The organism is Streptomyces sp. NA02950 (genome assembly GCF_013364155.1).
Classification (GTDB): domain Bacteria; phylum Actinomycetota; class Actinomycetes; order Streptomycetales; family Streptomycetaceae; genus Streptomyces.
Genome location: NZ_CP054916.1, coordinates 8,417,071 through 8,430,719 on the forward strand (window position 1 = coordinate 8,417,071; position 13,649 = coordinate 8,430,719).

Here is a 13,649-nt window from a genome sequence, read left to right on the forward strand (position 1 = left end):
CGGGGGACGCGGTCACTGGTCGGGGTCCTGGGCTTCGAGTTCCTGGTCGAGGAAGTCGAAGAGTTCGCTGTCGGTCGCGGTGCCGAAATCGTGTTCGGCCTCCGGCTCCGGCCCGGTGCGCAGGGCGCCGCCCCACCGGGCCATCAGGGCGCGCAGCCGGGTATCGATCCGGTCGGTGGTGGCGCTGTCGCGGGTGGGGTCCCCGGCGAGCCCGAGGACGGCGGCTTCCAGCCGGTCGATCCCGTCGAGCACATCGTCCGGCCCGTCACCGGACCCGTCCAGGCCGTACTGGGTGAGTAGATGGGCGGCCACGGCGGTGGACGTGGGGTGGTCGAACGCGAGGGTGGCGGACAGCCGCAGACCCGTCACGGTGTTCAGCCGGTTGCGCAGCTCGATGGAGGTCAGCGAGCCGAACCCGAGGTCGCTCAGCGCCCGTTCGGGATCGATCCGATCGGTGCCGGAATGGCCGAGGACCTCCGCCACCTGGGCGCGCACCGCCTCCAGCACGGCGTCGTGGCGCTCTGCCACGGGCAGCGCGGCCACCGTGTCGCGCAGGTTCGCGGCCGGGGCGGGTGCCACACGCACCGGACGGCGGGCGGCGGGCAGTCGTACGCCCGGGCCGCTCAGCAGCGGCGGGAGGGTGCCCGCCGTGGCCCGGTCGCGCAGCGCCACGGGATCCAGCCGGAGCGGCACCAGCAGCTCCCTGCCGTCGGCGATCGCCGCGTCGAACAGCGCGAGCGCGTCCCGCGTGGCCAGCGCGGCGATACCGGACCGCCGATAGCGGGCGTGATCGGCCCCGTCGAGCGCGGCGGTCATCCCGCTCGCCTCCGCCCACAGCCCCCACGCCAGGGAAACTCCGGGCAGACCGGCCGCGCGCCGCCGTTGTACGAGGGCGTCCAGCGCGGTGTTCGCGGCCGTGTATCCGGCCTGTCCGGCGCTTCCCATCACTCCCGCGGCCGACGAGAACACCACGAACGCCGACAGGTCCGACTCCCGTGTCAGCTCGTCCAGATGGGCCGCGCCGTCGACCTTCGGTGCGAGCACCCGCTCGACGCGTTCCGCCGTCAGTGAGCCGAGCACACCGTCGTCGAGCACCCCGGCCGTGTGCACGACCGCGCCCACCGGACGGTCCAGGGACGCCAGCAGCCGCGCCACCGCCTCCCGGTCGGACACATCGCACGCCACCACCGACACCTCGGCACCGTGCTCGGCCAGCTCGTCCCGCAGGGCCTTCGCGCCCTCGGTCTCGGGGCCACGACGGCCGACGAGGACCAGCCGCCGCGCGTGCCACCCGGTGACCAGATGGCGCGCCACGGTGGCCCCCAGGGTGCCGAGACCGCCGGTGACCAGGACCGGACGCTCGGGATCGAAGCGGGCGGGCACGGAGAGCACCAGCTTGCCGATATGCCGCGCCCGGCTCAGGAAGCGGAACGCCTCCGGCGCGCGCCGTACGTCCCAGGTATGTGTGGGCAGGGGCCGCAGGTCGCCTCGAGCGAACAGCTCGACCAGTTCCGCCAGCATCTCCTGGACCCGGTCCGGTCCGGGACGGCTCAGATCGAAGGTGTCGTAGCCGACCCCGGGGTGCGCGGCCGCGATGGCGCCGGGCTCGCGCACGTCGGCCTTGCCCATCTCCACGAACCGGCCGCCGCGGGGCAGCAACCGCAGCGAGGCGTCGATGAACTCGCCGGTCAGGGAGTTCAGCACCACGTCCACTCCACGTCCTCCGGTGGCCGTGGTGAACCGGTCCTCGAACTCCACGTCCCGGGAGGAGGCCAGTCGGGTGTCCGGCACCCCGGCCGACCGCACCGCGTGCCACTTGCCGGGCCCGGCCGTGGCGAACACCTCGGCGCCCCAGTGGCGGGCGAGCTGGACGGCCGCCATCCCGACACCGCCGGCCGCCGCGTGGATGAGCACCGACTCGCCGCCGCGCAGCCGGGCGAGGTCGTGCAGTGCGTAGTACGCGGTCAGGAACGCCACCGGCACCGACGCGGCCCGTACGAACGACCAGCCGTCCGGCATCCGCGTGACCAGCCGGTGGTCGGTCACGGCGAGGGGCCCGAAACCACCGGTGACCAGGCCCATCACCCGGTCGCCCACGGCGAGTCCGGCGACATCGGCGGCCACCTCGGTGACCACCCCGGCCGCTTCACAGCCCAGCGGGGCGTCCCCGGGGTAGGAATCGAGGGCGATGAGCACATCCCGGAAGTTCATTCCGGCGGCGCGGACGGCGAGACGTACCTCACCGGGCGCCAAGGGGCGTTCGGCCTCCGGGTGAGGGATGAGGGCGAGCTCGTCCAGGGAGCCCTTGTGTGGAATGTCCAGCCGCCAGGTATCGGCTCCCGGTGGCACCGCCAGCGGGGCCCGTCCGTCCGCGCGGCTCAGCCGGGGTGCCACCAAGGCGCCGTCGCGCGCGGCGAGTTGGGGATCATTTGCGGTGAGGGCGGTGGGGAGCGCCTCATGGGACGCCGGGGCGTCGTCGAGGTCCACCAGGGTGAAACGCCCCGGATGCTCGGCCTGCGCCGAACGCACCAGCCCCCAGACGGCCGCCTGCGCCGGGTCAGGCGTCCCGGTGTGCACCGCGCCGCGGGTGAGGAACACCAGCCGGCCGGTCGTGAACCGTTCGTCGGCGGACCACGACCGCGCCAGCTCCAGTGCCCAGGCGGTGGCCGCGCGGACCGCCGCGGGTGTTTCCTCGTCACACCGCACCGGGCAGGGCGCGAGAAGCACCACCCCGGAGCCGTCAGCGTCCTTCAGCTCGGCCAGGTCCGTGACGGGGGTGACGGAACGTCCCGGACCCGCGAGGCCGAGGTCATCGGCGCCGAGCACGAACAGCCGCTCGGGCGAGGGGACGTCGGAGGTGCGGACCGGTGACCACACCACCTCGAACAGGGAATCGGCGGTCACATCGCCCGGCGCCGTGGGCCGGTCCAGCTCCACCGGCCGCATCACCAGCGAGTCCACCGCCGCCACCGGTCGCCCATGGCCGTCCGCGAGGGACAGGGCCATATCGCCGGGGCCCTTCGGCGACCAGCGCACCCTCAGGGTCGTACCACCCTCCGGGGCGTACAACCGCACGCCGGACCAGCTGAGCGGCAGCCGGGCCCGGCCGCCCTCCTCCTCCAGGGCGGCCAGCACCGGCGCGTGCAACGCCGCGTCCAGCAGCGCCGGATGCACGCCGAACGCACCCTCCCCGGTGTCTGCGGCACCGGGCAGCGCGACCTCGACGCACATGTCGTCACCGCAGCGCCACGCCGCCCGCAGTGACCGGAAGGCCGGACCGTAGGTGTAACCCAGTCCGGCGGCCCGGTCGTACACATCGGAGACGTCCAGCGGAACCGCGCCGCGCGGTGGCCAGGCGGTCAGCTCCACGGGCGGCTGATCGCCCGCGCTCAGAGTGCCGTTCGCATGGTGGATCCACGGCGCGTCCCGCTCCGCGTCCTCGGCACGTGCGTGGATGTCCACGGAACGGCGCCCCTCGGTCTCGGCACCGGCCGTGACCCGCAGCGCGACCGCGCCCCGCTCAGGCAGCGCCAGCGGAACCCGTAGCGTCAGCTCCTCGATCTGGTCGAGCCCGCAATGCCGGGCGGCGTGCAGCGCGAGTTCCACAAAGCCGGTGCCGGGGAACAGGGTCCGGCCGCCCACCACATGGTCGGCCAGCCACGGATGCGTACGCACCGACACCCTGCCGGTGAACAGCACACCGCCGCCCTCCGGCAGGGCGACCGCCGCACCCAGCAGCGGATGGCCGGTGGGGGTGAGCCCGAGCCCCGAGGCCGCAGTGTCCGCCACGGCGGCCTTCAGCCAGTACCGATCCCGCTGGAAGGCGTAGGTCGGCAGCTCGGTCCGCCGACCGGACCGTCCTGCGAGGAACGCGGGCCAGTCCAGATCCGTACCCCGCGCGAACAGCCGTGCCGCGGCGGTGGTCACGGCTGCCGCCTCCGGCCGGTCGGGGTGCAGCGAGGGCAGGAAGGACGCGTCGGGCGCACACTCCTGGCCCATCGCGGTGAGCACACCGCCCGGTCCGACCTCCAGCAGCGTGGTCACGCCCTGGGCCACGAGCGCCCCGACCCCGTCGGCGAACCGCACGGTGGCCCGTGCGTGGCGGACCCAGTAGTCGGGTGAGCACAGCTCGTCCGGTCCGGCGGGCCGCCCGGTCAGCGTGGACACCACCGGGATCCGGGGCGGGTGGAACGACGCCTTCGCCACCACCTGCCGGAAGTCCGAGAGCATCGGTTCCATCAGCGGCGAGTGGAACGCATGGCCCCCGCGCAGCCGGGTGACCTTCCTGCCTTGCCGCTCCCACTGGGCGGCCGCGTCGAGGACGTCCGTCTCGGCTCCGGACAGCACCACGGACATGGGTCCGTTGACCGCGGCGACGGCCACCCGCCCGGACAGCAGCGGGGTGACCTCGTCCTCGGTGGCCCGGACCGCCACCATCGCCCCGCCGGGCGGCAGCGCCTCCATGAGCGCACCCCGCGCGGCCACGACGGCACACGCGTCGGCGAGCGAGAGCACCCCGGCCACATGGACGGCGGCCAGCTCGCCGACGGAGTGCCCGGCCAGCGCGTCCGGCCGCAGCCCCCAGGACTCCCACAGCCGGAACAGCGCCACTTCCAGGGCGAACAGCGCGGGCTGGGTGAAGACGGTGCGGTCCAGGAGGTCGGCGCTGAGGCCGGTGTCCTCGAGGCCGGTGTCGGGACCGACCGCCCCGCACGTGGCCGGGGCGGTGGCCTCGCCGAACATCACCTCGCGCAGCGGGCGGTCCAGCAGGGGATCCAGATGCGCGAAGACGGCGTCGAGAGCGTCCGCGAAGACCGGGTACCGCCCGTACAACTCCCGCCCCATGCCGACATGTTGCGAGCCCTGTCCGGAGAAGAGCAGAGCCAGTGTCCCGCCGTCGGCCACGCCGCACGGTACGGCGGGGATGTCCGTACCGTGGGCGACCGCCCCCACCCCGGCCAGCAGCTCGGCTCGCGTCGCTCCGAGAGCCACCGCCCGGTGCTCCAGCGCCGCACGGCCCGAGGCCAGGGAGTACGCGATGTCCGCCGGGTCCGGCTCGGACCCGGCGACACGCGCGCTGAGCGATGCGTGGAGTCGCCCGGCCTGTGCGCGCAGCGCCTCCGCGTTCCGTGCGGACATCACCCACCCCACGACCGTGTCCTCGGCCCCCTCAGAGGGCTCGAGCGGGACGGTGTCGGCGGGATCGGCCTGCTCCAGGATGACGTGGCCATTGGTACCGCTGACCCCGAAGGAGGACACCCCCGCCCGGCGCGGACGTCCGCTCTCGGGCCACGGCCGGGCCTCGGTCAGCAGCCGCACCGCCCCCGAGGACCAGTCCACATGGGACGACGGCCGGTCCACATGCAGTGTCCTCGGCAGGACGCCGTGCCGCATCGCCAGCACCATCTTGATGACACCACCGATACCGGCCGCCGCCTGTGTGTGGCCGATGTTGGACTTCAGCGACCCCAGCCACAGCGGACCGCCGTCCTCCCGGCCCTGCCCGTAGGTGGCGAGCAGCGCCCGTGCCTCGATCGGATCGCCCAGTGTGGTACCCGTACCGTGGGCCTCCACCGCGTCCACCTCCGCCCCGGACACCCCCGCGCCGTCGAGCGCCTGACGGATCACCCGTCGCTGCGCCGGTCCGCTGGGCGCGGTGAGGCCGTTGGACGCACCGTCCTGGTTGACCGCGGTGGCCCGTACCAGCGCCAGAACGGGGTGGCCGTGGCGCCGTGCGTCGGAGACCCGCTCCAGCAGCAGCATTCCGGCGCCCTCGCCCCAGCCGGTGCCGTCGGCCGCGTCGGCGAACGGCTTGCAGCGGCCATCGGGCGCCAGCCCGCCCTGACGGCTGAACTCGGCGAACGACGTGGGCGCCACCATCACCGCCGCCCCGCCCGCCAGCGCCGCCGAGCACTCGCCCCGCGACAGCGCGGAGCAGGCCAGATGCAGTGCCACCAGCGAGGACGAACACGCCGTGTCCACCGTCATCGCCGGTCCACGCAGACCCAGTACGTAGGCCACCCGCCCGGACACCACACTCAGCGCGTCACCGGTGAGCCGATAGCCCTCCGTGCCCAGCGCGGACTGCTCCAGGGTGCCCGCGTACCCCTGCGGCGAGGCGCCGATGAACACCCCGGTCGCGCTCTCCCGCATCGCCCCGGGATCGATGCCCGCCCGCTCCAGCACCTCCCAGGACAGCTCCAGCACCTGCCGCTGCTGTGGGTCCATCGCCAGCGCCTCACGGGGCGAGATACCGAAGAAGTCCGCGTCGAAGTCGCCCGCGTCGTACAGGAAACCGCCCTCGGCCGTGGTGCTGTGGCCGACCGCTTCGGCGTCCTCCTCGTACAGCCGGTCGATGTCCCAGCCCCGGTCGGTGGGGAACGGCCCGATCACATCCCGCTCGGCGAGCAGCAGTTCCCACAGGTCGTCAGGGCCGCGCACGCCGCCCGGGTAGCGGCAGGCCATGGCCACCACGGCGATCGGCTCGTCCGCGTCCGTCGCCACATTCGACGGGGCGGACGTGGCGGACGCGGCGGGCCGGGTCTCGTCCGGGAGGTCGTCCAGCATCCCCGCCCGCAGATGGCGGGCGAGCTCCCGGGGCGTCGGATGGTCGAACACCACCGTGCTGGGCAGCGCCAGGCCGGTGGAGTCGCCCAGCCGTTTGCGCAGCTCCACCGCGATGAGCGAGTCGAACCCCAGCTCACGGAAGGGCCGGTCAGCGGCGATCTCCCCGGCCCCCGACAGTCCCAGCACGGCCGCGGAATGCGCCCGCACCAGCTCGAGCACCACCCCGTGCCGCTCGGCCTCGGGTAACCCGGCCAGCCGCTCGGCGAGTCCGGACCGACCGCCGGACACCGGGTCCGTACCGCGGCCCGTCCCCGGCGCCGCACCCAGGGCCGTCAGACGCGCCACGTCCGGGATGTCACCGATCAGCGGACGCGGCCGGCTCGCGGTGTACGCCGCCGCGAACCGTGCCCAGTCCACATCGGCCACCGCCACCGTGGTCTCGCCGCCGCCCAGCGCGGCGCCGAGAGCGGCCACCGCACGCTCCGGAGCCATCGGCCGCAGCCCGATCCGCCGCAACCACCCACGGGTGGCTCCGTCCGTCATGCCACCGCCGTCCCAACTGCCCCAGGCGACCGAACACCCGGGCAGCCCGCGTGCCCTGCGCCGCTCGGCGAGCCCGTCGAGAAAGGCGTTGGCCGCCCCGTAGGCACCGAGCCCGGCGCTACCCCACACGGCCGACGCCGACGAGAACAGCACAAACGCGTCGAGCTCCCGGCCCTCCAGCAACGCGTCCAGATGAGCGGCGCCCATGGCCTTCGCGTCGAGCACCTCGGCCAGTTCGGCCGGACCGGTGTCGGCAAGCGGCAGTGACGGTCCGACACCGGCCGCGTGGAACACCGAACGGACGGGCGAGCCCTGCGCATCCAGCCGCTCCAGCAGATCGGCGAGCGCCGCGCGGTCGGCGATGTCGCAGGCGGCCACCGTCACCCGGGCACCGAGCGCGGACAACTCCCGCGCCAGCTCATCGACACCGGCCGCGTCCGGACCACGCCTGCTGACGAGCACCAGACGCTCCGCACCACGTGCGGCCAGCCACCGGGCCACATGGCCGCCCACCGCACCGGTGCCACCGGTGATCAGCACCGTGCCGCGCGGACGCCACTCGGGTACGCATCCGGAGCCGGTGAGCGGCGCGGGCACAAGCCGCCGAACCGACACCCCCGAGGGACGGATGGCGAGCTGGTCCTCGTCGCCGATTCCGGCGAGCACCGCGGCCAGCCGGTCCGCGGCCCGGCGATCGGCCACCTCGGGCAGATCGACGAGCCCGCCCCATCGGCCGGGGTGTTCCAGCCCCGCCACCAGGCCGAGCCCCCACACCTGGGTCTGCGCGGGGGTCGTCATGCGATCGGACCGGCCGACGGCCACCGCACTCCGGGTGGCCAGCCACAGCGGTGCGTCGATCCCCGCGTCGCCGAGTGCGCCGACGAGAGCCGACGTGGCGGCCAACCCTCGTACCAGGGAGGGATGTTCTTCGGGGTCGGGACGCTCGTCCAGTGCCAGCAGCGACAGCACCCCCGTGAGCATGGGACCGCCAATGGCCCGGCTCAGCCGCTCGGTGAGCGCGGCCCGGCCGGTGCCGGCGCAGCCGACGGTCACGAGGGACGCCCCGTGGCGGCGCAGCGCCTCGATGGCGGCCTCGGACCATGCGGCCGTTGGCCCGTCCGCGTCCGCCGGAACCAGCAGCAACCAGTGGCCGGTCAACTCGCGTCCGGCCGGTGTGTCGACCGGCCGCCAGACGACGCGATAGCGCCAGGACTCGACCGCCGCCCGATCGTTCCGCCGCCGTCGCCAGTCGGCCAGCGTCGGCAGCAGCGTGGCGAGCGCATCGTCGGCGGGGGTGCCCAGCGCCGTGGCCACCGCCGCCATGTCCTCCCGTTCGACGGCGGACCAGAACGCGTCGTCGGCCGCGTCCCGCGGACGGGACGGTGTATCGGCGCCGGGGGAGGGCCGCTCGATCCAGTAGCGCCGCCCCTCGAACGGATAGGTCGGCAGATCCACCCGGGAGGCGTCCGGAAACGACGGCGTCCAGTCCACCGGCACACCGTGGACGTACGCCTCCGCCATCGAGGTGGTCAGCCGGGCCGTACCACCGTCGTCGCGGCGCAGTGTGCCCACCACGGCGATGTCGGTGGCGAGCGTCTCCACCGTGGCCCGGATTCCCACGGTCAGCACCGGATGCGGGCTGACCTCGACGAAGCTCCGGTGGCCCGATCCGACCAGCTCGGTGACGGCCCGCTCGAACTCCACCGTCTCCCGCAGATTGCGGTACCAGTACCCGGCGTCCAGCTCCGGTCCGGACACTTGGCGGCCGGAGACGGTCGACAGCATCGGCACCTTCACCGGGCCGGGCCTGATCCCCGCCAGTGCGTTCAGCAACTCCTCGCGCACCCTCTCCACATGGCGTGAGTGCGAGGCGTAGTCCACCGGAAGCCGCCGGGTGTCCACGCCATCGGCGGCACACGACTCGACCAGCGCGTCCAGGGCATCGGGGTCGCCCGCGACGACCACCGACGCGGGGCCGTTGACGGCCGCCACGGAGACCCGGCCGTCCCAGTCCGTAAGCCGCTCCCGGACCCGGGTCACCGGCAGGGCGACGGAAACCATCGCACCGGTGCCCGCCAGGGCGGTCAGCGCCCGGGAGCGCAGCGCCACCGACCGGGCCCCGTCGGCGAGGGACAGCGCGCCCGCCACACAGGCCGCCGCGATCTCGCCCTGGCTGTGTCCCACCACCGCTCGCGGACGCACGCCCGCCGAGCGCCACACCGCCGCCAGGGACACCATCACCGCCCACAGCGCGGGCTGCACCACATCCACCCGGTCCATGGACGCCCCACCGGGCAGCCCCCGCACCACGTCCACCACCGACCAGTCGACGTACGGTGCCAGGGCGTCAGCGCACGCCCGCAGCTCCGTACGGAACACCGGTGACGCCTCCCACAGTTCCGCACCCATCCCCGGCCACTGCGAGCCCTGGCCGGGAAAGACGAACACGACCTTCCTGGCACCGTCGGCGACCCGGCCCGTCACCACATCGGCCGCCGGAATGCCGTCGGCCAGGGCCATGAGGCCGTCGAGCAGCTCGTCCCGGTCGGCGCCGATGACCACCGCGCGGTGCTCGAAGGCCGAACGGGTCGTCACCAGGGAATGGCCGATGTCCGTGATGGCCAACTCGGGCCTGGTGAGCAGGTGGGTGTGGAGTTGGTGTGCCTGGGCGGTGAGTGCGGTGGGTGTTTTGGCGGTGAGGACGCAGGGGGTGGTGGTGGGTGCGGGGGTTTCGGTGGTTTCGGGAGTTTCGGGGGTTTCGGTGGTGGGTGGGGGTGGGGCTTGTTCGATGATGGTGTGGGCGTTGGTGCCGCTGACGCCGAAGGAGGAGATGGCGGCGCGGTGGGGTTGGTGGGGGTGGGGCCAGGGTTGGGGTTGGGTGAGGAGTTGGATGGTTTGGCTGGTCCAGTTGGTGTGGGGTGTGGGGTGGTTGATGTGGAGTGTTCGGGGGAGGGTGTGGTGGTTGATGGCGAGGATGGTTTTGATGAGGGCGGCGATGCCTGCGGCGGCTTGGGTGTGGCCGATGTTGGTTTTGAGGGAGCCGAGGTGGAGGGGTTGGTGTGGGGTGTGGTGGGGTCCGTAGGTGGTGTGGAGTGCTTGGGCTTCGATGGGGTCGCCGAGGGTGGTGCCGGTGCCGTGTGCTTCGACGTAGTGGATGTCGGCGGGGGTGAGTCCGGCGTTGGTGAGTGCTTGGGTGATGACGGTTTGTTGGGCGGGGCCGTGGGGTGCGGTGAGTCCGTTGGAGGCGCCGTCCTGGTTGATGGCGCTGCCGCGGATGACGGCGAGTACGGGGTGGCCCAGCCGCTGCGCGTCGGACAGCCGCTCCACCACCACCATCCCCGCGCCTTCCGCGAGGCCGAATCCATCGGCGTCGTCCGAGAACGCCTTGCACCGGCCGTCGGGCGACAGCGCCCGCTGACGGCTGAACTCGATGAACAGACCCGGAGAGGACAGCACGGTCACCCCGCCCGCCAGCGCCAGCGAGCATTCGCCACGGCGCAGAGAGTGGCAGGCCAGATGCAGTGCCACCAGCGATGACGAACACGCCGTGTCCACCGTGAGCGCCGGACCGGTCAGCCCGAGGGTGTAGGCGATCCGGCCCGACGCCACACTGACGGTGTTGCCGGTGAGCAGATGCCCCTCCAGATCGGCCGGTGCCTCATGGAGACGGGGCCCGTAGTCCTGGGCGATGGCGCCGATGAACACCCCGGCCCGGCTGCCGCGCAGGGTCGTCGGATCGATCCCCGCCCGTTCCACGGCCTCCCAGGAGATCTCCAGCAGCAGCCGCTGCTGCGGGTCCATCGCCAGCGCCTCACGTGGCGAGATCCCGAAGAAGCCCGCGTCGAACCGGTCGGCATCGCTGAGGAAGCCCGCCTGGCGCTGATAGCAGCGACCGGGGCGGCCGGGCTCCGGGTCGTACAGCTCCTCGATCCGCCAGCCCCGGTCGGTGGGGAAGGGGCCCAGCACCTCCCCGCCCGAGGACACCAGATCCCACAGCTCCTCCGGGCTGCGCACCCCGCCCGGCAGTCGGCAGCTCATCGCCACGATCGCGATGGGCTCGGTGTCCTCCGCGGCGACGGTCGGCGACAGCGCGTCGCCGTCCCCCGTGGAACCGCCGGTGATGGCACGGTCGAGACAATCGGCGAGCGCGGTCACCGTCGGGTGGTTGAACACGGTTGTCACCGGAAGCGTCAGACCGGTGGCCGCGTTGAGCAGTGCGCGCAGCTCCACCCCGCCGACCGAGTCCACGCCCAGCTCGAACAGCGGTGTCCGCTCGTCGACCGGATGCGCTGGGTCCCGGTCGAGCACCGCGGCGATCTGGGCCTGGACCAGGTCCAGCAGCTCGTCGAACCGTTCGGCCGCCGGACGGGAAGCGAGCCGGTCCCGGGTGGAGACCGGGGCGTCGGCCGGGCATTCGCGAGCGGGGCCGGTACGGAACGGATAGGTGGGTAGCGGTACCCGTCGCACCGCACGGCCCCCGAACGCACCCTCCCCGAACACCCCGCCCCACTCCGGGTTCACCCCGTGCGCGTACAGCTGGGCGAGCGAGGTGAGCACCCGGCGCGCTCCGCCCTGACCACGCCGCAGGGTGCCGGCCACCAGGGCCCCGGGGCGTGCGTCCTCCGCCGTCTCCTCCAGCGCGTGGGTGAGGACGGGATGCGGGCTGACCTCGAGCAGCACACCGTGTCCGGAGTCGAGCAGCGCGCGGGTGGCGCCCTCGAAGTCCACCGGGGTACGCAGCGCCCGGCACCAGAAGTCCCCGGTGAGCGCGAGTGGATCGACCCTGCCACCGGTGGCCGAGGAGTAGCAGGCCACATCGGTCGGCCGGGGCCTGATGGACGCGAGATCGGCGCCCAGCCGCCCGAGCACCGGATCGACCTGGCGGCTGTGCCCCGCGAGCCCGAGCGCGATCCGCCAGGTACGCACCCCGTCGGCCACGAGTTCGGTGTGCAGCCGCGCCACGGCGTCCTCGGGGCCGGAGACCACCACCGAGTGGGGTGCGTAGACGGCCGTGAGCTCGAGTTCACCGCCGAACCGGGCCAGCCGGGGCCGTACGGTGTCGGCGGGCGCCATCACCGACAGCATGACCCCCCGACCCACCAGCCCCACCTGCGCCCGGCTGAACAGCGCCACGGCCCGCGCCCCGTCGTCGAGCGACAGCGCACCGGCCACCGTGGCCGCGACGATCTCACCCGCGCTGGCGCCCAGCACCGCGTCCGGGGTCACACCGTAGGACCGCCACATCTCCGACAGCGCCACCATCACCGCCCACAGCGCGGGCTGAGCCACCTCCGGGCGGCTCAGGGCGGGGCCGTCCGGCGCGTTGCGCAGGACGGCCATCACCGGCCAGTCGACGTACGGGGTGAGGGCGTCGGCGCACCGGTGCAACCGCTCCCGGAACACCGCCGAAGTGGCGAGCAGTTCCCGGGCCATGTCCGGCCACTGCGGGCCCTGTCCGGGGAAGACGAAAGCCGTACGGCACCGGTGGCCCGCCGTACCGTGCACCAGCCCCGGCCAGAAGGCCCCCTGCGCCAGCCGGTCGAGTTCGGCGGCGAGCCGGTCGCGGTCGTGGCCGACGAGCACGGCCCGGTGGGGCAGCGCCGCCCTGGTGGTGGCGAGCGAGTACGCGATGTCCGCCAGCGGCAGTCCGGGATGTACGTCGAGGTGGGTCCGCAGTTCGCGGGCCATGGCCCGGAGCGCGTCCGGGCTGTGCGCGGACAGCGGCAGAACGACCGGCTGTCCGTCGTCGGCCGGTCCGTCGTCGGCCGGTCCGCCTTCCGGTCCGCTGTCCGCCGCGTCGTCCGACGAGGTGTCCGGCCCGGAACCGCCCCCGGCTCGCTGAAGCACGGGGCGTCCGCCCCGCAGCGCGGCCTCGACCACGTCCCACACCCGGGTGGTCACCCCGGGGGAGAGGGCACCCGGATAGCCGAAATCCGCCACGTCACCCGCACCGCAGCCCTCCGCACATCCGTTGTCCGGGCAGTCGTCGGGGTCCTCGTCAGGGCTGTCCCCGTAGCCGTCGTCCCAGCCCTCGTCGTGCCCCTCGCCGCTTCGGTCATCCGAACCACCGTGGCCCTCCGTACCCGAGGACACCGAGAGCAGCGCGGCCACCGCCCCCGCCGTGGAGTCCACGGCCACCGCGAGGGCGAGGCCGCAATTCCCTCGACGTAAACTCCCGACGGCGGCGGTCACCGGATCCGCGCCGGTCCACCGTGGTCCGGTGAGGCCGAGCACCCGTGCGGGCTCGTCGGCGCGGGCCACGTCATCGGCGGATCCCGCGTCACCGGCGGCGAACATCCCCACGGGGCAAGGAAGTTGGCCGGGAGCCAGTCCCGCGTCCTCCACGGCCGCCCACACCGTCTCCAGGAGGAGCAGATGTCCGGGGTCCGGTTCGGCTCCGCACACCGCACGGAACGGTCCGCGCTCCGCCGGGGTGCGGGCCGCGTCCGGCCCCCGCTGATCAGGACTGCGGCGAGCCACCCCGACCACGGTGAGCGCATCGCCGTTCAGTAGATCAGTGACATGCATGGAGCCCCCTG

At 73.7% G+C, this 13,649-nt stretch carries 1 protein-coding gene; it reads right to left on the reverse strand.

The features are described from left to right. Nucleotides 1-12: 12 nt before the first annotated feature. Entirely contained in the window at nucleotides 13-13,638 is a 13,626-nt protein-coding gene (locus HUT19_RS44095) for a type I polyketide synthase (protein WP_217712322.1), read from the reverse strand. Nucleotides 13,639-13,649 lie beyond the last annotated feature (11 nt).